General features: G+C 72.6%; 16 protein-coding genes. 6 read left to right on the forward strand and 10 right to left on the reverse strand.

Annotated features, from left to right (window positions below):
- Window positions 1–58: 58 nt before the first annotated feature.
- Window positions 59–1,552, reverse strand: a complete 1,494-nt coding sequence (locus tag ACF1G2_RS18295; protein WP_391799234.1) for a hypothetical protein — start codon at window positions 1,550–1,552, stop codon at window positions 59–61.
- A 234-nt stretch (window positions 1,553–1,786) separates the two neighbouring features.
- On the opposite strand from ACF1G2_RS18295, the gene ACF1G2_RS18300 reads away from it, so the two are divergent.
- The 5 genes from ACF1G2_RS18300 (at window position 1,787) to ACF1G2_RS18320 (ending at window position 10,150) form a co-directional block, all read left to right on the forward strand.
- Window positions 1,787–2,911, forward strand: coding sequence for an aminoglycoside phosphotransferase family protein (locus ACF1G2_RS18300; RefSeq protein WP_391799235.1), 1,125 nt, complete (start codon window positions 1,787–1,789; stop codon window positions 2,909–2,911).
- A gap of 331 nt (window positions 2,912–3,242) precedes the next feature.
- The gene (locus ACF1G2_RS18305; RefSeq protein WP_391799236.1) at window positions 3,243–5,165 is read left to right on the forward strand and encodes an N-acetylmuramoyl-L-alanine amidase; all 1,923 of its coding nucleotides are present in this window, start codon (window positions 3,243–3,245) and stop codon (window positions 5,163–5,165) included.
- Window positions 5,166–5,324: 159 nt separating this feature from the next.
- A complete protein-coding gene (locus tag ACF1G2_RS18310; protein ID WP_391799237.1) occupies window positions 5,325–7,514 on the forward strand; it encodes a germacradienol/geosmin synthase in 2,190 nt (729 codons plus the stop codon).
- Window positions 7,515–7,700: 186 nt separating this feature from the next.
- Window positions 7,701–8,849, forward strand: coding sequence for an ROK family transcriptional regulator (locus tag ACF1G2_RS18315; RefSeq protein WP_391799238.1), 1,149 nt, complete (start codon window positions 7,701–7,703; stop codon window positions 8,847–8,849).
- Window positions 8,850–8,896: 47 nt separating this feature from the next.
- Window positions 8,897–10,150 carry a Gfo/Idh/MocA family protein gene (locus ACF1G2_RS18320; protein WP_391799239.1) on the forward strand — a complete coding sequence of 418 codons (1,254 nt, stop codon included), beginning with the start codon at window positions 8,897–8,899 and terminating at the stop codon, window positions 10,148–10,150.
- Between the two features lie 8 nt (window positions 10,151–10,158).
- Here the strand turns inward: ACF1G2_RS18320 and ACF1G2_RS18325 are convergent, their stop codons facing one another.
- From ACF1G2_RS18325 to ACF1G2_RS18365, 9 genes are all read right to left on the reverse strand, one after another.
- Window positions 10,159–10,524 (reverse strand): RNA-binding S4 domain-containing protein, encoded by a 366-nt coding sequence (locus tag ACF1G2_RS18325; protein ID WP_391799240.1) that lies wholly within the window; start codon window positions 10,522–10,524, stop codon window positions 10,159–10,161.
- Between the two features lie 16 nt (window positions 10,525–10,540).
- On the reverse strand, window positions 10,541–11,041 hold the full coding sequence (locus ACF1G2_RS18330) for a hypothetical protein (RefSeq protein ID WP_352189247.1): 501 nt from the start codon (window positions 11,039–11,041) through the stop codon (window positions 10,541–10,543).
- Between the two features lie 152 nt (window positions 11,042–11,193).
- A complete protein-coding gene (locus tag ACF1G2_RS18335) occupies window positions 11,194–14,334 on the reverse strand; it encodes an ATP-binding protein (RefSeq protein ID WP_391799241.1) in 3,141 nt (1,046 codons plus the stop codon).
- Window positions 14,335–14,445: 111 nt separating this feature from the next.
- Window positions 14,446–14,856 carry an ACT domain-containing protein gene (locus ACF1G2_RS18340; protein WP_391799242.1) on the reverse strand — a complete coding sequence of 137 codons (411 nt, stop codon included), beginning with the start codon at window positions 14,854–14,856 and terminating at the stop codon, window positions 14,446–14,448.
- Between the two features lie 51 nt (window positions 14,857–14,907).
- The gene (locus ACF1G2_RS18345; protein WP_391799243.1) at window positions 14,908–15,150 is read right to left on the reverse strand and encodes a DUF397 domain-containing protein; all 243 of its coding nucleotides are present in this window, start codon (window positions 15,148–15,150) and stop codon (window positions 14,908–14,910) included.
- 78 nt (window positions 15,151–15,228) lie between these two features.
- A complete protein-coding gene (locus ACF1G2_RS18350) occupies window positions 15,229–16,395 on the reverse strand; it encodes a thiolase domain-containing protein (protein ID WP_391799244.1) in 1,167 nt (388 codons plus the stop codon).
- Window positions 16,388–17,464, reverse strand: a complete 1,077-nt coding sequence (locus ACF1G2_RS18355) for a thiolase domain-containing protein (protein WP_391799245.1) — start codon at window positions 17,462–17,464, stop codon at window positions 16,388–16,390. Before ACF1G2_RS18355 ends, ACF1G2_RS18350 begins: the two co-directional genes overlap by 8 nt.
- Window positions 17,461–18,420: a Zn-ribbon domain-containing OB-fold protein gene (locus tag ACF1G2_RS18360; RefSeq protein WP_391799246.1), complete on the reverse strand. Its 960-nt coding sequence runs from the start codon at window positions 18,418–18,420 to the stop codon at window positions 17,461–17,463. The genes ACF1G2_RS18355 and ACF1G2_RS18360 overlap by 4 nt, the downstream gene beginning before the upstream one ends.
- A 292-nt stretch (window positions 18,421–18,712) precedes the next feature.
- Window positions 18,713–19,513: a crotonase/enoyl-CoA hydratase family protein gene (locus tag ACF1G2_RS18365; RefSeq protein ID WP_391799247.1), complete on the reverse strand. Its 801-nt coding sequence runs from the start codon at window positions 19,511–19,513 to the stop codon at window positions 18,713–18,715.
- 183 nt (window positions 19,514–19,696) lie between these two features.
- On the opposite strand from ACF1G2_RS18365, the gene ACF1G2_RS18370 reads away from it, so the two are divergent.
- Window positions 19,697–21,331: an acyl-CoA synthetase gene (locus ACF1G2_RS18370; RefSeq protein ID WP_391799248.1), complete on the forward strand. Its 1,635-nt coding sequence runs from the start codon at window positions 19,697–19,699 to the stop codon at window positions 21,329–21,331.
- Window positions 21,332–21,397 lie beyond the last annotated feature (66 nt).

The following is a 21,397-nucleotide window of genomic DNA, read 5'->3' on the forward strand; positions in this document are numbered from 1 at the left end:
GCATACCGGCACGTGCCGGTGTGCCCTTGCTCGTACGGTCGGGAGTCGGACCGGCCCCTCAGATCCCGCGGGCCCTCGGCCGCTTCGCCGCCGGCTCGGGCAGCGCGAGCGCGATCTCCTCGCGCAGGTCCTCGATCTTGGCGTAGCCGGCGTACTGCCCGGTCAGCCGGTACATCTCACGCAGCCGGTCCCAGGTGCGGTGGGACGAGGTCTCGCCCATGGAGACCAGGGCGAGCCGCGCGTACCGGTCGGCCTGCTCCGGGTCGTCGGCGATGAAGCAGGCCGAGGCGAGGGAGATGTAGTCGAAGAGCTTGGACCGGTTGTGACCGCTGCGGCGCAGGTCCAGGGCCAGCTTGGCGTGGCGCTGCGCCGGAACCGCGGCCGCGGGGTCGTGTTCGGCGAGGGTGCGGTACGCGAGGGCCTGCATGCCGTGCATGTCGGCGTCGTCGAAGTTCTGCATCCAGCTGGGCGGCGGCACGTCCGACCGGTCGGAGACGAAGAGGTCTTCGGCCTCGCCGAGCGTACGGCGCATGGCCTGGCCCTTGCCCATGGACGCCTGCGCCCATGCCTCGATGGTGTGCAGCATCGCCTGCGTACGCGGCAGAACCTCCTCGCCGGAGCCGGACTTGGCGAGCTTCATCAGGTCGAGGGCGTCGTCGGGCCGGCCCAGGTGCACCATCTGGCGCGCCGCGCGGGACAGTGCCTCCCCGGCGCGCGGCCGGTCGCCGCCCTCACGGGCCGCGTGGGCGGCGATGACGAAGTACTTCTGGGCTGTGGGTTCCAGGCCCACGTCGTGGGACATCCAGCCCGCCAGGACGGCCAGGTTGGCCGCGACGCCCCAGAGGCGACGCTGGAGGTGGTCGGGGTGGCGGTAGGCGAGCATGCCGCCCACCTCGTTCAACTGTCCTACGACCGCCTTGCGTTGGAGACCGCCGCCGCGGGAGGCGTCCCACGCTCGGAACACCTCCACCGAGCGCTCCAGTGCTTCGATCTCCTCCGACCCGATGGGGGCGGCCTCGTAGCGGTCGAACCCAGCGGGGTCGGCGTGGAGGGGATCGTTCGCACGGGGGGCCTGCGCGGCGCGTGCGGGGTCGGTGTGGAGCCAGTCGTGCATGGCGCTGCTGAGTGCGGAGCCGGCGGCGAGCACGGCGCCCGCGCCCATCAGGCCGCGTCGGTTGAGCATGAGGTCCATTCCCGTGAATTCGGTGAGGACCGCTGCCGTACGCTCGGGCGCCCAGGGCAGCCCGTCAGGGTTGTCGGTGTTCCTGACGTTCTGCCGTCTCCCGGCGCGCCCGTGTCGTACGAACCCGAGGTCCTCGATGGTCACGACACGGCCGAGTCGCTCGGTGAACAGTGCAGCCAGCACCCGGGGTACGGGGTCGCGCGGGGTCTCCCCCATGTCGATCCATCGCCTCACCCGTGAGGTGTCGGTCGACAGTTGCGGATGGCCCATGGCCGCCGCCTGCCGGTTGACGAGTCTCGCGAGCTCTCCCTTGGACCAGCCGGCGAGGCCGAAGAGGTCTGCCAGGCGGGTGTTGGTCTGTCCGGTCACGTCTAAGCCCCCAGGTTCTCGGCTGAGTTGACAGTAACCCCCTGTCATAGGGCTGGCGACTATTCGCCAGGCTTCGCCAGGGTGCGCCCGATGTTCCGCCACCCGCGCCGGGGTGTCAGGTAGGAACGCGCCACCCCGCCCCGGCAACCGGCCCACATTCCCCAGGGTGCGGCCCGGAGGTCGGGCGGGGCGACGCACGCAACTTGTCGGCACACGAAGGGATCTGTCTCCTCCATGTACACAGCATCGTCCTCCGTGTCCGCCCCGCCCCGGCCCCAGCACCGTTCCGTACCGGTCGGCAGCGGACCGTACCTCGCCCCGGTCGTTCCGGCGGCCCGCGCGAGGCGATGGGCGGGCAGTGCCGCTCAGCCGCTCAGCGGAAGAATCGACCTGTCCGGCCCGCAGGGGGCCCAGGTGCGGATGGCCATCGCGTCCGTCCACCGGATCTGCCCGGAGTTCAACCCCGTACAGGTCCTGCGACGGAGCGGGCGTTCCGTGCTGATCGTCGGCACGACCGGGCGGGCCACGGCCGTGGCGAAGTGTTTACTGGACCACTCCCCCGCGTGGGTCGAGCGGTTCCAGCACGAAATAGCTGCCTACCGCTCCTTCGTCCGGCACCGTCCCCCGGTGCGAGCCCCCCGGCTGATCGCCGCGGACCCGGAGAACTGCACGTTGGTGATCGAGCGGATGCCGGGACGGGCGGCGGCGCTGACGCGCCACCCCGTCGAGGCTCCGCCCCGCACGGATCTGCGCGCGGCGCTCGGCGCGATCGCCCGGCTGAACGCCTGGCGGCCGCCGGCCGGCACCTTCGACGCGCCGCTGGACTACCCGTCCCGGATCGCGCGCTACCACGAGCTGGGCCTCTTCACCGACCGTGACCGGGACGACCTGCAGAAGCTGCTGCACGGCCTGGCGCACGCCGGTGGCCGGCAGGGCATGGGGCAGTTCTGTCACGGGGACGCCCTCCTCTCCAACATCCTGCTCTCGCCCGCGGGACCGATCCTGGTCGACTGGGAGCACGCGGGCTGGTACCTGCCGGGCTACGACCTGGCCACCCTGTGGTCGGTGCTCGGTGACGCGCCGGCGGCCCGGCGTCAGATCAGTCAGCTCGCCCAGCAGGCGGGGGCGGCGTCCCGGGACGCCTTCCTGGTGAACCTGATGATCGTCCTGACCAGGGAGATCCGTACGTACGAGACCGCGGTGCAGCGCACCATCAAGGAGGCTCCGCCGGCCGGTTCGGTACCCGTCCCGTCCGGTGCGGTCTCGCCCGGTGAGGAACAGCGGCGGCTGCTGCGGCGGCTGCACGACGACTGCGCCATGGCACGGCGGGCCGTGCGCGCCGCGGTCGGTACGCGCTGAGGCCGCGCCGACCGTTCCACGGGGGTGGTGACACGCCGTGCGCCCGGTGCCGACACACCGGGTGCGCGGCGTTCCGCCGTCCGCCGTGCGCTCCGCCCATTGGTCCACGCCTTTGACGCGCCGCAGGCCCGCGAGCCGTCGCCGCGAAACTCCGTGAGACTGTCCCGGCATCCCCTCTGACATGGGAACTTCCGCGCATCGAGGGGTGATTGACGGATCGTCCGGAAGCCGATACCCCTGTACGGGTCCGGCCCCGCACGCCCCCTCGTCACCCCTGGTACCGGAGGCTGCCTTGCACCGTTCCGTGTCGCGTAGACGGGTCCCCCGAGCGGTGGGCGCAGCGGCGTCCGCCGCCCTGCTCCTCCCCCTCCTGTCGGCCGCGCCACCTGCCACGGCAGAGCCGGTGGAGGCCGGCTCGCTCCAGCGGCAGTTCGCGGCGGCCGCCGAACGTCAGGGCGTGCCGCCGAGCGTGCTGCTCGCGGTGGCGTACCTCCAGTCCCGGTGGGACGCGCACGGCGGCGCCCCGAGTGTCACCGGCGGCTACGGCCCGATGCACCTCACTGACGCGGCGACCGCGCTCGCGGAGGCCCCGCACCACTCGCACGGCGAGGAGGACGTACGGGGCGACGGTTCCCGCGCGCCGCGGGCCGGCTCCGACACGCGGACCGCACCGCCCACGGCGGCGCGGCTGCCGGAGCGGCTGAGGACGCTGGACCGGGCGGCCGCGTTGACCGGGATTCCGGCGCGGGAGCTGCGAACCAGCACCTCGGCGAACATCGAGGGCGGAGCGGCACTCCTCGCCGCGGCTCAGCGCGGATCGGGGCGGCCGCTCAGCGCCGACCCGGCCGACTGGTTCGGCGCGGTGGCGCGCTACTCCGGCGCCGACGACACGGCGACGGCCACGACGTACGCGAACGACGTGTTCGACGTGATCCGGTCCGGTGAGTCCCGGCGTACCGACAGCGGGCAGGTGGTCACGCTGCCCGCGGACGCGGACCTCGTGCCCGAGACCGGACAGGTGGCGTCGCTGGGGCTGCGGACGGCGGACACGGGTCGGACCGAGTGCCCGAGGACGGTCGCCTGCGAGTGGATCCCGGCGCCGTACGAGGAGTTCGGGGACGGGGACTACGGCAACCACGACAAGGCGGACCGGCCCGCGTCCCAGTCGATCGAGTACATCGTCGTCCATGACACCGAGGCGTCCTGGGACGTCACGCTCCAGCTGGTGCAGGACCCGACGTACGTGTCGTGGCAGTACTCGCTGCGCTCGTCGGACGGCCACGTCGCGCAGCATCTGCCGCTGAAGGACGTCGGCTGGCACGCGGGCAACTGGTTCGTGAACGCCAAGTCGGTGGGTCTGGAGCACGAGGGGTTCCTCACGGCGCCGGACTCCTGGTACACGGAGGCGATGTACCGCAGCTCGGCGCGTCTGGTGCGGTACCTGGCCCAGCGGTACGACATCCCGCTCGACCGCCGGCACGTCCTGGGACACGACAACGTGCCGGGCACGACGACGTCGACGATCCGCGGCATGCACACCGATCCGGGGCCCTACTGGGACTGGGCGCACTACTTCCGGCTGCTCGGCCGGCCCTTCACGCCGACCGCGGGCCCGAACGCGGGAGTGGTGACGATCCGCCCGGAGTACACCGCGCACCAGCCGGTCTACACGGGGTGTGTGAAGGCCGGCGAGGCGTGCGCCCCGCACGGCAGCGGCGCCGTCCGGCTGCACACGGCGCCGGACGCGGACGCCCCGCTGGTGAAGGACGTCGGGCTGCGGCCGGACGGCCAGGACTCGACGACCGGGGTCAACGACACCGGGGCGCGGGCCTCGACGGGCCAGCAGTACGCGGTGGCCGAGCGGCGGGGCGACTGGACGGCGATCTGGTATCTGGGGCAGAAGGCCTGGTTCCACGACCCGAAGGCGCAGCGTACGTCGGTGGGCTCCCGGGGTCTGGTGCTGACACCGAGGGAGGGCCTCGCGGAGGTACCGGTGTACGGGCGGGCCTATCCGGAGGCCTCGGCGTATCCCGCCGGAGTGCCGGTCCAGGCGGTGTCGCCGCTGCCGTACAGACTGCTCGCGGGCCAGTCGTACGTGGTGGGCGGCCGCACCCCGGGCGAGTACTACTTCGCTCCGGTGTTCGACACCACGGGGCACCGGGTCGTCCGGGGCCAGGAGGAGTACTACGAGATCCAGTTCGGTCATCGGGTCGCCTTCGTGAAGGCGGCTGACGTGCGGGTCTCCCGGGCCTGAGCGGCTTCCGAACGGAGCGCGGAGGGGTGTCGCCGGAGGAGGGGGCCGGCGACACCCCCTCGTCGTTCATATGACTAACTTCGGTGCCGAGTGGGTCTCCCGGGCCGGGGGTAGGGCTTGGCCGGTCGACGCCCACGCTCATCGAAAGGCCCCGCACGCATGGCTCAGCCCTTCGTCCTGCCGGATTTCTATGTCCCGTATCCGGCGCGGCTCAATCCCCACGTGGAGACCGCCCGCACGCACACCCGGGAGTGGGCGCGGGAGATGGGGATGCTGGAGGGCTCCGGCATCTGGGAGCAGCACGACCTCGACTCGCACGACTACGCGCTGCTCTGCTCGTACACCCATCCCGACTGCGACGCCCAGGTCCTGTCGCTCGTCACCGACTGGTACACGTGGGTCTTCTTCTTCGACGACCACTTCCTGGAGGTCTTCAAGCGCACCCCGGACCGGCCGGGCAGCAAGGCGTATCTGGACCGGCTGCCGCTGTTCATGCCGAAGGACCCGTCCTCACCCGTGCCCGAGCCGACCAACCCGGTGGAGGCCGGCCTGGCGGACCTGTGGCGGCGTACGGTCCCGTCCATGTCCGCCGCCTGGCGGGAACGGTTCGCCACGGCGACCGAGGCGCTGCTGTACGAGTCCCTGTGGGAGCTCGACAACATCGGCGAAGGCCGGATCGCCAACCCCGTCGAGTACATCGAGATGCGCCGCAAGGTGGGCGGAGCGCCCTGGTCGGCCGGACTCGTCGAGTACGCGGCGGGCGCCGAGGTACCGGAGCAGGTGGCGCAATCGCGGCCGCTGCTGGTACTGCGCGACACGTTCTCCGACGCGGTGCACCTGCGCAACGACCTCTTCTCGTACCAGCGGGAGGTCGAGGACGAGGGCGAGAACAGCAACGGCGTGCTCGTCCTGGAGAAGTTCCTCGGCTGCACGACGCAGGAGGCGGCCGAGGCCGTCAACGACCTGCTCAGCTCACGGCTCCACCAGTTCGAGAACACGGCGCTGACCGAAGTCCCGGGACTGTGTCTGGAGAAGAGGCTGACCCCCGCGGAGTGCGCGGCGGTCGCGGCGTACACGAAGGGACTCCAGGACTGGCAGTCGGGCGGCCACGAATGGCACCTGCGTTCCAGCCGGTACATGAACGAGGGTCTGCGCACCGGGACCTCGCGGGTCGAGGGGGTGCTCGGCACCTCCGCCCTGGACGTCACGACCCTCTTCGGCCGCCCAGCCGCCGCCCGTCTGCGCGCCCTGACGCACGTCCCCCACCAGCGGGTGGGCGCATCGCTGCTGCCCGCCTTCGACCTGCCCTACCCGCTGACGGTCAACCCGCACCACCGGGAGGCGAAGCGCCGGTCCGAGGACTGGGCGGATCGGATGGGGCTCCTGGACGACATCTGGGACCGCCCCATGATGGAGGGCTTCGACCTCGCGCTCTGCTCGGCGGGGCTCGACCCCGACGCCACGGTGGAGGAGTTGGAGCTCAGCGCTGAGTGGCTGACGTGGGGCACGTACGGCGACGACTACTACCCGCTGGTCTTCGGCCGGCCGCGGAACCTGATCGGCGCGAAGGAGTGCACCGAGCGTCTCAAGTCCCTGATGCCGGTGACCGATCCGGACGCGGGGCGGGCATCGGCCGTGAGTCCGCTGGAGCGTTCCCTCGCCGATCTGTGGACGCGGACCGCGGGACCGATGAGCCTGGACGCCAGGGCGCGGCTCCGCTGCGCCATGGACGGGATGCTCGACAGCTGGATGTGGGAGCTGCACAACCAGGCGCAGCACCGGGTCCCCGACCCCGTGGACTACATCGAGATGCGGCGTCGCACCTTCGGCTCGGAGATGACGATGCTGCTGTGCAAACTGCGGCGCACGGACGGGCTGCCGCCCGGGATCTTCGACAGCGGCACGGTCCGGGCGCTGGAGAACTCGGTCTCGGACTACGCAGCCCTGCTCAATGATCTCTTCTCGTACCAGAAGGAGATCGAGGTGGAGGGCGAGGTCCACAACGGTGTCCTCGTCCTGCAGAAGTTCTTCGACTGCGACTACCCGACGGCCGTGTCGATGGTCGACGATCTGATGCACGGACGGCTGCGCCAGTTCGAGCATGTGAAGAGGCACGAACTGCCGCTGCTGTACCAGGACTTCGGACTCGACGCGCAGGGGCGCGCCGCGTTCGAGGCGTATGTGCGCGAGCTGGAGGACTGGCTCGCGGGGATCCTCAACTGGCACCGGCGAGTGCGCCGTTACGGCCCCGACGAGGTGCGCTCCGGCAGTGGTACGTCACTGGCCCGGCGAGGTCCGACCGGCATCGGCACCTCGGCGGCGCGGCTGACGGCGCTGTTCTCTGCGTAGGCCGCGGCGAGCTCGGGGAGAGCATGACTCTCCCCGAGTGACCTCGTCAAGGGGTTAGCCAAGTCTCCTGGACAACTCCGGGGACCACACCTGTTCGCTCCCTGGACTGCCATTGACGCCCCCGGCCGAGGTTGTGTAACTCTCTTTCATCGACCCACCCGCGACGGGCTGATGGAGGAGGCGGACGTGCCCAGTGGCATACGGGGAAAGGACCTGGCCGGTCTGCGGAGGATGAACACCGCAGTGGTGATCCGCGCGTTGCACGCGCGCAGTCCCCAGACGGTCAGTCAGCTGACGTCTGCCACCGGGCTGTCCAGGCCCACGATCGAGGCCCTGGTGGAGACCCTGTCCGCGCGCGGATGGGTGGCGGAGACCGAGGGGAGTCCCTCGGGAAGGGCCGGCGGCAGGCCCGCCCGCTCCTTCCGGTTCCGGAGCGAGGCGGGCCTCGTCGTGGGCGTCGACATCGGCCTGCACAAGGTCGTGATGGACCTGTCCGATCTCGCGGGCGAGACGATCGCCCGTGTACGGGAGGACACCGATCCGGAGATGACGGGGCTGGCGCGTCTCGACTTCCTGCGCACCCGTCTCGCCGCGCTCCTGTCCGCACATTCCGTGTCCTCCGACCGGCTGCTCGCGATCGCCGTCGGCGTGCCCGGCATGGTCGACGCCACGGGCCGGGTCAGGTCACTGGTGATCCCGGAGTGGAACGACGTCGACCTCTCCCGGCGGCTCGCGGACACGTTCTCGTGCCGGATCCTCGTCGAGAACGATGCCAACCTGGCCGTGGTCGCCGAGCATTGGCGCGGCTCCGCCGCGCTGGTGGACGACGCCGTCTGCATCCTGGCCGGTCGCCGGATCGCCGCCGGGCTGCTGCTGTCGGGGCGTCTGCACCGGGGGCGCCGTGGCGGCGCGGGCGAGATGAGTACGCTTCCCCAGCTCGGCCTGGGGCCGGCCCGCGAGTCCCTGCGCTGGAGCGGTGAGCGGCTGCCCGGGGAGTCGGACATCGAGGCGCTCACCCGCGCGGCGGCGGAGAAGGATCCACAGGCCCTCGCGGCCGTCCACGACTTCGCACGGCGGCTTGCCCCGGCCATCGCGGCCCTGATCCTGGCGGTCGACCCCGAGCTCGTGGTCCTCGCCGGCGGGATCAGCCCCTTGGCCGACGCCCTGATCCCCTCGCTGACCGCGGAACTCGACCACATGACCCAGCATGTACCGCCCATCACCGCCAGCACTCTGGGCGACGCGGTGGTGGCGCGCGGCGCCGTCCGCAGGGCCCTGGACGCCGTGAACCGCGAACTCCTCGACGATCCCGAGTCCCTGACTCCCATGACCTGACGAACGGCCGTCCCCTCCCCGGCTGTCTGTGAAAGAAGGAGCGAGACATGTCCGACGCGACAACGCTGCTGGTGGTCGGCGCGGGTGACCGCGGAACCCGGCACGCCCGCTACGCCCTGCACCATCCGGACCGCGCACGGGTCGTGGCCGTGGCCGAGCCGTTGCGTGTACGGCGCGAACGGTTCGCCACCGAGCACGGCCTCGTCCCCGACGCCGCCGTGGCGGACTGGCGCCGGATCGTGGAGCGCGGCCGCGTCGCGGACGCGGTCCTGCTCTGCACCCTGGACCGCGACCATCTGGAGCCCGCTCTGGCGTTCGCCGCGCAGGGCTACCACATCATGCTGGAGAAGCCGATGGCCCTGGACGAGGAGTCCTGTCGCGCCATCGTCGACGCCGTCGAGCGGGCCGGAGTGATCCTGGCCGTGGGCCACGTCCTGAGGTACACCCCGTACACCCGTGAGCTGAAGCGCCTCGTCGACGCGGGCCGCATCGGGGACGTCGTCAGCGTGCAGCATCTGGAACCGGTCGGTCACTGGCATCAGGCGCACTCCTACGTCCGTGGCAACTGGCGGCGTACGGACGAGGCCACGTCCATGCTGATGGCGAAGTCGTGCCACGATCTGGACTGGCTGCAGCACATCATCGGCGAGCCGCCCGCCCGCGTCTCCAGCTTCGGCCGCCTGACGCACTTCACACCCGCCAACCGCCCCCAGGACGCCGCCGACCGGTGCGTGGAGTGCCCCGTGCGCGGCGAGTGCGCCTTCGACGCCGTGCGGTTCTACGGCGACCGGCTCGCCGCCGGCGAGAAGGGCTGGCCGCTGTCGGTCGTGCTCGACGACTTCACCGGGCCGGCTCTGGACGAGGCGCTGCGCACCGGCCCGTACGGGCGCTGCGTGTACGCCTGCGACAACGACGTCGTCGACCATCAGGTCGTCGCCATGGAGTTCGCCGGTGGTGCCACCGCCACCTTCACCATGACCGGCTTCACGGAGATGGCCAACCGACACACCCGGATCTTCGGCACTCGTGGCGAGATCCGGGGCGACGGCCGCATGCTGCACATCCATGACTTCCGCACCGGAGCCACCGAGGAGATCGACACCGTCCCCGCCGGGGACATGTCCGCCTCGGGCGGTCACGGCGGCGGCGACGAGGGCCTCATGGAGGCGTTCGTCGCGGCGGTCGCCGCCGAGGACCCCTCGCTCGTCTCGTCAGGTCCGCGTGAGTCGCTGCTCAGCCACCTGTCCGTGCTCGCCGCGGAGCGCGCCCGCGAGACGGGAACCGTCGTCGAGGTGTCCTGAGCCCGGCGTCAGGCGGACCGGCCGCGCAGTTGGTCCAGTTCGCGGCGCTCGCGCTTGGTCGGACGGCCGGCGCCGCGGTCCCGGACCGCGGCCACCGCAACGTGCTCGCGCGGGGGCGGTGGCGGACTGTTGTCGACGTACGCCTCGGCGGCGACGGACGGGCCGACCCTCTTGGTGAGGAGCTGTGTGACCTCGACGATCCGCTCCCGGCCGCCGTGGAAGAGGCGCACCTCGTCGCCGGGCTTCACCGGCTGTGCGGGCTTGGCGCGGTCGCCGTTCACCTTGACGTGCCCGGCCCGGCAGGCGGCGGCCGCCTGCGAGCGGGTCTTGGTGAGGCGGACCGCCCAGATCCAGCTGTCGACGCGTGCGCTCATCGGCCCCCGCCTCTCGTCAGCCCTGCTGGAACAGCTCGGCGGGCAGCGGCTTGAGCAGCGCGTAGAGATCGTCGGTGATGGGACGGTCCCAACTGGCGATCGTGACGAGGACGTTGTCGCTGCGGTCGAACTGCACGCAGGCGATACGACTCTCGGAGAGCTTCAGGCGGCGCACGATCAGCAGGTTGTCTCCCTGCATCACCGGCATGTCCTCGGTGTCGAGCACCTCGACGGGCTCGTCGTTGTCCAGCGCCGCGAGGAGCTGGGCCACCTCGAAGGGGATCTGGCCCTCGGCGAGCTCGCGGGCCGGAGAGCCCTCCGGGAGGTTGCCGATGATCATCGCGGGACCACGGCCGCCGAACAGGTCGTAGCGCAGGAAGACGCCCTGGCAGCTTCCGTCGGGTGCGGGCAGCAGGCCGGCGCCGAGATTGCCGGGCCAGTCCCCCGGGTCCATGGCCAGGACGTCGAAGTCCGGGCCAGCGGGTGTGGCGGCGCTGCGGCGGCGGAGGAAGGACATACGGCCATGGTACGTGCCCCGGCGCCCACCGCGACGCGCCGGGGCGCCTCCGGCCGAGGCACCTCGGCGACACGCCGCGACACCCCTGCGGGGCGCACCACGACGGGCCTGCTCACCGGCGGTGAGCAGGGACGACGAGGGCGCCGGGCGGGTCAGGCGGGGCGGTCGGGGCTCCCGCTCTCGCGGAACTCCCGGCCGGTCTTTCCGAGGGCCTGGGCGAGGCCCGCGCGATCCGTGCCGAGCTTGCGGTAGACGGCGGACAGCAGCTGGGTCACCGCCGCCTCGTCGGCGCCCAGCGCGGCCGCCGCGTCCTCGCCACGGACAGTGAGCTCGGCCGCGGTGTGCTCACGCGCGGTGAGTGTGTCCGTGCCGGCCGGGTGGAGGGTCCGGGGCCTGAGCCCGGCGGCGGCGAGCTCTGCCCTGGCCTCGTCCCCCAGCCCGTCCGCCCCGCATGTCTGGGCGGCCTCCAGGCCCCGGTAGAGGTAGTCGGCGGCCTCGCCGGTGCGTCCGGTTCGGCGCAGCGCGCCGCCCAGGGCCACGAGGGATCGGGCCAGCTCGTACGCGGCGGGTGACCGCTCCAGCCAGTCGACGGACTCCTCCAGGAGCTTCACGCGCTCGTAGCCGCCGACGACCTCGGCCGTCACGCGCAGCGCCTGGCCGATCGTGGAGGGCGCGCCGTACTGGCGGGCGCGGGCCACGGCCTCCAGGGCGGTCGCGGTGGCCCGGTCCGGGGTCTCCCGCGCCTCAGCGAGGGCGAGGTGGAGCTGCCAGGGGCACCAGGCCGGGTTGCGCATGCCGCGCGGGTCGAGGCGCCGGCCTACGGCGGCCAGCTCGGCCGCCGCCTCCTCGACGCGTCCCGTGGCGAGGAGGAGTTCGGCGTGGACGGTCTGGGAGTCGGGGAAGGTGACGGCGGCGGGGAAGGGCTCGCCGAAGTCGTGGGTCCGGGCGATCCGTGCGGCCTCCTCGACCCGGCCCCGGGCGAGCAGCACCTCGATGGTGACACCGACGGCGTACCAGTGGGCGGGGGTGCGGGGTCCGACGCGCTCGGCGAGCCGCAGGCCGGCGCGGACGAAGTCCTCGGCCTCGACGAGCCGGCCGCGGCGCAGCCTGATGTAGCCCTGGAGCGTGTACGCGAAGGAGAGGTGGGCGCCGCGCCAGCCCTGGCGCTCGAACTCGGCGGTGCCGGCGGCGAAGAGCTCCTCGGCGCGGCCGGGCCGGTCGGCGTAGAGGAAGGTGAGCGCCACCAGGACCGGGACCTCGAAGCCCCGGCTCTCGTCGGCCCAGCTGAGGCCGCCCTCCAGGGCACGGTCGGCGTGGTCGACGGCGACGGCCGAGGGTTCGGCGCGCAGGGTGGCGTCCCAGGCGCGCAGGCCGATGACGTACCGCTCGGTGAGGTCGCGGCCGGTGAGCCGGTCGGCGAGGCGGGCCAGTCGGCGGGAGCGGGCGGGCGAGTCGGGTTCGTCGGCGCGGAAGGCGTCCCACATGAACTTCTCGGACTGCATACGGAGCCGGCTGCGGGCGTCGGTGGTGAGCCGGGACTCGCGGCCGAGGAGTTCGGAGGCCTCGACGAGCCGGTCGCTGTGGGCGAGGACCTGGGAGAGGCGGTAGACGATGCCGTGGCGCAGCGCCGGGTCGGAGACGGGCTCCTCCAGGGCGGCGCGGAGGTGGTTGACGGTGGTGGCGGGCTCGGTGAGCAGGGAGGCGCTGCCGAGTTCGAAGAGGACGGCGGCGCGTTCCTCGTCGGCGGGAGGCTCGCGCAGGGCGCGGGCGAGGAAGCGGCGGGCCGCGTCGGGGGCGCCGGCGCGCAGGGTCTCGCGGGCGGCCTCGCGCAGATGGCCGACCACCCAGGGGTCGCCCTCCGGGTGGGTCTCCAGGAGGTGGCGCGCGGCGGCGGCAGCGCCGAGTCCGGCGTCGATGACGCACCAGGCGGCCTGCCCGTGCAGTGCGACACGGGTGGCGGCGGGGATGGCCTTGTAGACGGCGGTGGCGATCAGCGGGTGGACGAACTCGAGGGTCTCGGTGCCCGCGAGGACGCGCGCGTCGCGCAGTCGTCCGGCGCAGTCGGCGACCGCCTCGCCGCCCAGCCCCGCGACGGCGCCGGCCAGCTGGGGCGAGATCTCGGTGCCGAGGACGGCGCAGGCCCACGCGAGGCGGACGGTCGCGGTGCCGAGCCGTTCGAGGGTCGCCACGAGGCCGCTGCCCTTGACGGCGGCGGCGAGGTCGCGGAGTTCGTGGGCGGCCTCGGCCCGGGGTTCGAGGCCCCGGTCGCGGACCTTGGCAGCGAGTTCGACGGCCTCGAAGGGGTTGCCGGAGGTGACGGTCCAGCACTCGCGGCAGAACGTGTCGTCGGCGTGCGAGCCGACCCGGTCGCGGACGAGGCTCGCGATGGCGGAGGAGGTGAGGGGTTCGAGGCCGAGGGGTCGCCTGCCGGACCGGCGTCCGGTGAACTCGTCTCCGCTGTCCGGGAGTTCGTCGGGCCGGTAGGCGACGACGAGGAGCATGGGCAGTTCCTCGGCGCGCGGCGCGAAGGCGGAGAGCCAGCCGAGGGACTCCGGGTCGGCCCAGTGGGCGTCGTCGAGGACGACGACGAGCGGGGCGCGCCGGACGGCCAGGTGGGTCAGGACCCAGTCGAGCCCGTCGCGCAGGCCCTGCGGGTCCGGTGGCCCGCCGTCGCCGGCGGCGCAGAGCCCGAGGGCGGGGCCGACGATGTCGTACCAACTGCCCAGCTGGGCGCGGAGTTCGGTGTCGGACGCCGCGGCGAGCTGCGGCTGCAGGAGCTGCCGCGCGACGTGGAAGGCGACACGCTGCTCCTGGTCGCCGCCGCGCGCCGCGAGCACGGTGCATCCCTTGTCGGCGGCGCGCCGCCGGATCTCGGCCAGCAGCGTGGTCTTCCCGAGACCGGCGGGCGCGGCGTAGGCGAGGACGCCACCGCGGGGCGTACGGGAGCGCGGCGGGGTGGCGCGTCCCGTCGACGCGTACCCGGGAGGTGCCGGGACCGCCGCCTGTTCCTCGGGGCCGGCGGGGCCCGCCGGTTCGGGCACACCGCGCAGGAGCCGCAGCGCCGGGCCTTCCGGCCCGGCCGAGCCCTCCCGCGGGAGCCCGCCCGGCGCTTCGGGTCCGGGTGCCTCGCGCGGTAGCGGGGACCGTTCGTCCGGATCATCCGGTTCCGGCCACGGCTCGTCGTCGCCGAGACCGGTCAGCTGGTTCAACGCCTCTTCCGCCGCCGCGAGTTCCGCCTCACGCTCGAAGAGGCCGAATCCCCGGCGGCCCGCTCTGCCACTGTGCACTGCCACGTTCGTCCACCCCCACGCCGGGGGCGCACACCCGGCGCGCGGATGAGTGCGGCCGGGCCGCTGGGCCCCGCGAGGACCCCAGCGTACGCCCGTATACGCCCCCTGCGAGGGTCAGACGGCGGACCGGTCCGGGTGTTCCGCAAGTTCTTTCAGCACGGCCAACGCCTGCTCCGCCCGGGCGTGTTCGACGAAGAGGTGGTCGTGGTGGAATCCCGCCACGACATTGCAGCTCAGTCCGGCCCTGGCGAGCTCCCGCGAGACGGCCGCGGTCAGTCCGACCGCGTCGAGCGCGGAGTGGACCCGCAGCGTGATCCAGGCGGCCACGTAGTCGTACTCCAGACCGGCGTCGTCCGCCTCCTCCTGGCGTACGACCAGCGTGAGCCCCTCGCGCTCGGCGACGGTGGCGACCGGGGCGACGCCCCCGGGAGCGGGGCCGTCCACGGTGGTGAAGACATAGCGGCCGGAGTTGAGCTCCGGCCGCATCCCGGCGACGAGCCGGGTCAGATCACGTTCTGCACTCATGACCACCACCCTAGGACGGGCGGGACCGGGAGAGGGGCCGTGGACGAGGTGTCAGGTCAGGTCGAACTCGCCCTCGCGTGCGTTGACCACGAACGCCCGCCACTCGGCCGGCGTGAAGATCAGCGACGGCGCCTCCGGGCTGCCTCCGTTCCGCATCGCGATGAAGCCCTCGACGAAGGCGATCTGGACGTCTCCCGCGCCCTGACTGCCCGACCTCCAGTCGGCGCCGCTGAGGTCGAGTTCGGGCTTGTCCCCACCCGTGAAGGCCTGCTGAGTGGTGGTGCTCTCCGCCACGTCCGTGCTCCTCCCGCATAGCGCAACGTCGTCGTTCCGGGGCTCAGGGTAGCGAGGGGGACCGGGCGCCGACAGACCTCACGCGCCGGGCGGACGGTCGCCCACGAGCCACATGGCGAAGAACTGCGCGCCCCCTCCGTACGCGTGCCCGAGCGCCCTGCGTGCGCCCTCCACCTGATGCTCGCCCGCCTGCCCGCGCACCTGCAGCGCCGCCTCGGCGAAGCGGATCATGCCCGAGGCTCCGATGGGGTTGGTGGAGAGCACCCCGCCCGAGGGGTTCACCGGCAGGTCGCCGTCGAGTTCGGTCACTCCGGCCTCGGTCAGCTTCCAGCCCTCGCCCTCCTCGGCGAAGCCGAGGTTCTCCAGCCACATCGGCTCGTACCAGGAGAACGGGACGTACATCTCGACCGCGTCGATCTCCCGGCGCGGGTCGGTGATCCCGGCCTGCCGGTAGACGTCGGCGGCGCAGTCCTTGCCCGCCTGCGGGGAGACGAAGTCCTTCCCCGCGAAGAGCGTGGGCTCGCTGCGCATCGCGCCGCCGTGCACCCAGGCGGGCGGCCGGGGCGAACGCTCCGCGCCCGCCCGGTCGGTGAGGACCATCGCGCAGGCGCCGTCGGAGGACGGGCAGGTCTCGGAGTAGCGGATGGGGTCCCAGAGCATCGGCGAGGCCTGGACCTTCTCCAGGGTGATGTCGTGCTCGTGGAGGTGGGCGTACGGGTTCTTCAGGGCGTTGCGCCGGTCCTTGTACGCGACGAGGGAGCCGACGCCGTCGGGGGCGCCGGTGCGCCGCATGTAGGCGCGGACGTGCGGGGCGAAGAAGCCGCCCGCCCCGGCGAGCAGCGGCTGCTGGAACGGGACGGGCAGGGAGAGGCCCCACATCGCGTTGGATTCGGACTGCTTCTCGAAGGCGAGGGTCAGGACGGTGCGGTGGACGCGGGCGGCGACCAGGTTCGCGGCGACGAGCGCGGTGGACCCGCCGACGGAGCCGGCGGTGTGGACGCGGAGCATCGGTTTGCCGACCGCTCCGAGCGCGTCGGCGAGGTACAGCTCCGGCATCATCACGCCCTCGAAGAAGTCGGGGGCCTTGCCGATGACGACGGCGTCGATGTCCGCCCACGTCAGTCCGGCGTCCTCCAGGGCTCGCTGGGCGGCCTCGCGGACGAGTCCGGCGATCGACACGTCGTGCCGGGCGGCGACGTGCTTGGTCTGGCCGATCCCGACGACGGCCACGGGCTCCTTAGGCACGAGAGTCCCCTTCCAGGACGGCGACCAGGTTCTGCTGCAGGCAGGGCCCGGAGGTGGCGTGGGCGAGGGCCCGGTCGGAGGCGCCCCGGTGGATGCGGGCGGCGGCCTCGCCGAGGCGGATCAGACCGGCGGCCATCATCGGGTTGGCGGCGAGCGCTCCGCCGGACGGGTTGACCCTCACGCTCTCGTCGAGGTCGAGGGCCCGGCGGAGCACGACCTCCTGGGAGGTGAAGGGCGCGTGCAGTTCCGCCGTGTCGACGGGCCGGTCGAAGGCCCCGGCGCGTTCGGCGGCGAGGCGGGTGGAGGGCGAGTCGGTGAGGTCCCGTACGCCGAGCGAGTGGGCCTCGATCCGGTGGTCGATGCCGCGGATCCAGGCCGGGCGCTCGCACAGTTCGCGGGCCCGCTCGCCGACGGCGAGGATAACGGCGGCCGCGCCGTCGCCGACGGGCGGGCAGTCGCCGGTGCGCAGCGGTGCGACGCGGTACTCGCCCTGGTCACGGGCGCCGGGCAGCTGGGCGTGCGGGTTGGCGGTCGCGTCCTGGCGGCTGCGGGCGGCGACGGCGGCCAGCGCGGGTTCGTCCGCATGTCCGGCGTCGATGAGCGCCTGTGCCTGGAGCGCGGCGAGGGCGACGCTGTCGGGCCAGAGCGGGGCGACGTAGTAGGGGTCGAGCTGCCGGGTGAGGACGTCGCGCACGGAGCCGGGTGAGGACTTGCCGTACGAGTAGACGAGCGCGCTGTCGGCCTCGCCGGTCAGCAGCTTCACCCAGGCCTCGTAGAGCGCCCAGGCGCCGTCCATCTCGACGTGGGACTCGGAGATCGGCGGCCAGGCGCCGACGCCGTCGAGGGCCATCGTGAAGGAGAAGGCGCGCCCGGCGAGGTAGTCGGAGGAGCCGGAGCAGGTGAAGCCGATGTCGGAGGTCTTCAGGCCCGTCCGTCGCAGCACGTCGTGCAGGACGGGCATGAGCATCTCGACCTCGGACAGGTCGTCCGTGCGCCGCCGGTGGTCGGTCTGGGCGAAGGCGACGATCGCCACCTCGCGGTCCGGTCGGTCCGATCGGTCCGGCGTCACAGCAGCTCCTTGTACGTGTCGTAGTCGGCGTCGGGTTCGCCGGTGGGCCGGTAGTGGTCGGGGAAGCGGCCGTCCTCGCTCCACACGGGTTCGACGCGCAGACCCATCCGGACCTGGTCGTACGGGATGCCGCCGATCCGGCCGTGGAGCGCGAGCCCGGCGCCGTCGAGGGCGATGTGGGCGTACACGTACGGCACTTCGATGTCGAGGTTCTTGGCCTTGATGTTGACGATGCAGAAGGTGGTCACGGTGCCGCGCGGGCCGACCTCCACCCGTTCGGTGGTGGCCACGCCGCAGGTGGGGCAGGCGCCGCGGGGCGGAACGTAGACCTTGGTGCAGGACGGGCAGCGTTCGCCGACGGTCCGGTTCTCGGAGAGGGCGTGGAGATAGGCGGTCTGGGCGCGGCCGGGGCTGTACGTGTAGTCCAGCCGGGCTGGGGCGACGATGCCGGTGACGGGGTCGTCGAAGGTGCCGTCGTGGTGGCGGGCGCCGGTCACGGGCTCGCCGTCGTGCGGCTCGAAGCAGGCGATGTCGGTGATGGCGCCGGCCCGTTCGGCGGCCCAGCGGATCCGGACCCGCGTCCCGGTGCTCACGGCTTCCGGTCCGGGCGCGTCCAGGGCGTGGAGGAGGGCGGTGTCGGCGCCGTCGAGCCGGACGAGGACCCAGGCGAAGGGGGTGGACAGGGGCTGTCCGGGGCGGGGTTCGGGGTTCCAGGCCCAGGTCGTGACGGTGCCGGTGGCGCCGACCTCGACGAGTTCGCGCAGTTCGGCGGCGGTCACGGGGTCGTACTCGACGGGCGGTACGAGCACACGCCCGTCCTCGGCCCGGACGCCGAGTACGGTCTCTTCGCGCAGCCCGGTCAGAAAGGCGGCCTGCACGGGCCCGAGGGACCGGGTGAAGGGGAACTCGACGACGAGGGGCGCGCGGAGGGTGTCCGGCGCGGGGGCGACTGACATGGGACTCCTTGGGTGGGGGCGAGGGCGGAGGGGAATCCAGCCCCGCCGACGTTCGAGGCGCGGAGCCGGGCCGGAGCGCCGGTCCGGGAGGCGAGGTCACTCCCGAACCGGGCTGGGGCACGGAGTTCCGGGCCGGAGCGCCGGTCCGGGAAGGGAGGCGCTCCTCAACCGGGCCGAGGGCCCGGGGTTTCCCGGGACGGGGAGCCCCTGGTCCGGGAAGGGAGGCGCTCCCCAACCGGGCTCAGGGCCCGGGGTTTCCCGGGACGGGGAGCCCCTGGCCCGGGAGGGAAGGTCACTCCCGGCGGTACACGGGCGGGCGTTTCTCCGCGAACGCCCGCGCCCCCTCCTTCGCGTCCGCCGTCTCGAAGATCGGCCAGCCGCGCTTCAGTTCCGCCGCCAGCCCCTCCCCTTCCGTCATCTCCGCCGTCTCGTACACCGACGCCTTCACCGCCTCGACCGCGAGCGGCCCGCAGGCGTTGATCTGCTCGGCGACGGCCAGGGCCGCTTCGAGTGCGGTTCCGTCGGGGACGACGCGGCCGACCAGTCCGATCCGGGCCGCCTCCTCCGCGCCGTACGGACGCCCGGTGAGGAGCATCTCCAGCGCGTGGGTCCGGGCGATCTGGCGGGGCAGACGGACCGTCGAGCCGCCGATCGGGAACAGCCCCCGCTTCACCTCGAACAGTCCGAATGTGGCGGTGACGCCCGCGATGCGGATGTCGGTGCCCTGCAGGATCTCGGTGCCGCCCGCGACGCAGTACCCCTCGACGGCGGCGATGACGGGCTTGCGGGGGCGGTGATGGCGCAGCATCGCCTTCCAGTGCAGATCGGGGTCGGCGTTCATCCGGTCCCGGTACCGCTCGCCCTCCATCCCCTTGCCCGCCAGCGCCTTCAGGTCCATCCCGGCGCAGAAGGAGCCGCCGGCGCCGGTGAGGACGACGGAGCGGATCGTGTCGTCGGCGTCGGCCTCCTGCCAGCCGTCGTAGAGCCCGACCAGCATGGGCAGTGAGAGCGCGTTCTTGGCCTCAGGCCGGTTGAGCGTGAGCACGAGTGTGGCGCCTTCGCGCTGCACGGTGAGGTGTTCTGTCCCACCCATGGACGTTCTCCCGTCTCCAGACCTAGAACAGGTTGCAGGAGGTGCGGGTCCAGTTCAATAGTTTTCTGACACCCAGTCAGATTCTTCTGCGCGACCCCTTCCCACCTCCGCCGCCCGGCGCTCTAATGACCGCCGAGTCGGAGTCAGTTCGGGCCAGGACGACCAGCGAGGTCAGGAGGAACGGTGGAGTACAACCTTGCCGACCTGTTCGAATCGGTCGTGGACGTGGTCCCGGAGCGCGAGGCGCTCGTGTACGTCGACCACCCGGGCACGGGGGCGGAGCGCCGGCTCACGTACGCGGAGCTGGACACCGCGGCCAACCGTCTCGCCCACCATCTGATCGACGCCGGGATCCGGCCGGGCGAGCACCTGGGCCTGCACCTCTACAACGGGATCGAGTACCTGCAGACCGTCCTGGCCTGCCTCAAGGCACGGATCGTCCCGGTGAACGTGAACTACCGCTATGTGGAGGAGGAGCTGGTCTACCTCTACACGGACGCCGATCTGGCCGCGCTCGTCTTCGACGCCGAGTTCACCGGACGGGTCGCGGCCGCGCTGCCGCAGACGGAGAAGCTGCGGCACCTCGTGCGGGTGGGGACCCTGCGCGAGAACGCGCCCGCGCTCGACTGCGTGCCGTTCACGGAGGCGGAGGCGGCCGGTTCGCCGGAACGGGGCTTCGCCCCGCGCTCCGCCGACGACCTCTTCATCATCTACACCGGCGGTACCACGGGGATGCCGAAGGGCGTCATGTGGCGCCAGGAGGACCTCTTCTTCGCCGGGCTCTTCGGCGGCGACCCGGCGGGCGAGCCGGTCAAGCGGCCGGAGGAGCTCGCGGAGCGCGTGGCGGCGGGCGGCTCCGGGATCACGTTCTTCCCCGCTCCCCCGCTGATGCACGGAACCTCGACGCTGACCTCGTTCATCGCCTTCAACTACGGCCAGCGGGTGGTGATCCACCGCAAGTACGCGCCCGAGGAGGTGCTCCGGACCATCGAGAAGGAGAAGGTCTCCAGTGTGTCGCTGGTCGGTGACGCCATGCTCAGGCCGCTGATCGACGCGCTCCACGGGCCGCTCAAGGGCACGGACCTCTCCTCCCTCTTCAGCGTCTCCTCGTCCGGGGCGATCATGTCGGAGACGGTACGGGCGCAGTTCCAGGCGCTCGTGCCCGGCGTCCTGCTCCTGAACAACTTCGGCTCCTCGGAGTCCGGCTCCAACGGCAAGGCGACGGACGACTCGGGCCCGGAGAAGGGCTTCCGCCTGGAGGTGAACGAGCGCACGCGGGTGGTCGACCCGGCGACGTACGAGGAGGTGGCCGTGGGCGAGCCCGGACGCCTCGCCCAGCGCGGACACGTGCCGCTCGGCTACTACAACGACCCGGCGAAGACGGCCGAGACCTTCTTCCAGAAGGGCGACGAGCGGTGGGTCCTGCTCGGCGACATGGCGACCGTCGACGAGCACGGCATCGTCACGGTCCTCGGCCGCGGTTCGCAGTGCATCAACACGGGCGGCGAGAAGGTCTACCCGGAGGAGGTCGAGCAGGCGCTCAAGTCCCATCCGGACGTGTACGACGCGCTCGTCGCCGGGGTTCCCGACGCGAAGTGGGGCAACCATGTGGCGGCCGTCGTCCAGCTGCGCGCCGGGGCCCCCGCGCTCGATCTGGAGACCGTCCAGACCCACTGCCGTACCCGGCTCGCCGGGTACAAGATCCCCCGCCAGCTCGTGATCACCGACCGCATCGAGCGCTCCCCCAGCGGCAAGGCCGACTACCGCTGGGCCCGCTCGGTCGCCGCCGCCGAGGACCCCCGGTCCTCACGCTCCTGAGCACCGACGCCGCCGGGCGCTCCGGGCCTGCCGAACCACCTCGTCCAGCCGGTACCGGGCGCGGCG

This window comes from Streptomyces sp. NPDC013457, assembly GCF_043089925.1.
Taxonomy (GTDB): Bacteria; Actinomycetota; Actinomycetes; order Streptomycetales; family Streptomycetaceae; genus Streptomyces.

What these genes read in the sequence shown, in the direction of transcription:
- ACF1G2_RS18310 (WP_391799237.1), top strand. Translation starts at nt 5,325, where the DNA reads ATGGCTCAGCCCTTCGTCCTGCCGGATTTCTATGTCCCGTATCCGGCG.
- ACF1G2_RS18360 (WP_391799246.1), bottom strand. Translation starts at nt 18,420, where the DNA reads ATGTCAGTCGCCCCCGCGCCGGACACCCTCCGCGCGCCCCTCGTCGTC.
- ACF1G2_RS18320 (WP_391799239.1), top strand. Translation starts at nt 8,897, where the DNA reads ATGTCCGACGCGACAACGCTGCTGGTGGTCGGCGCGGGTGACCGCGGA.
- ACF1G2_RS18330 (WP_352189247.1), bottom strand. Translation starts at nt 11,041, where the DNA reads ATGTCCTTCCTCCGCCGCCGCAGCGCCGCCACACCCGCTGGCCCGGAC.
- ACF1G2_RS18325 (WP_391799240.1), bottom strand. Translation starts at nt 10,524, where the DNA reads ATGAGCGCACGCGTCGACAGCTGGATCTGGGCGGTCCGCCTCACCAAG.
- ACF1G2_RS18365 (WP_391799247.1), bottom strand. Translation starts at nt 19,513, where the DNA reads ATGGGTGGGACAGAACACCTCACCGTGCAGCGCGAAGGCGCCACACTC.
- ACF1G2_RS18300 (WP_391799235.1), top strand. Translation starts at nt 1,787, where the DNA reads ATGTACACAGCATCGTCCTCCGTGTCCGCCCCGCCCCGGCCCCAGCAC.
- ACF1G2_RS18340 (WP_391799242.1), bottom strand. Translation starts at nt 14,856, where the DNA reads ATGAGTGCAGAACGTGATCTGACCCGGCTCGTCGCCGGGATGCGGCCG.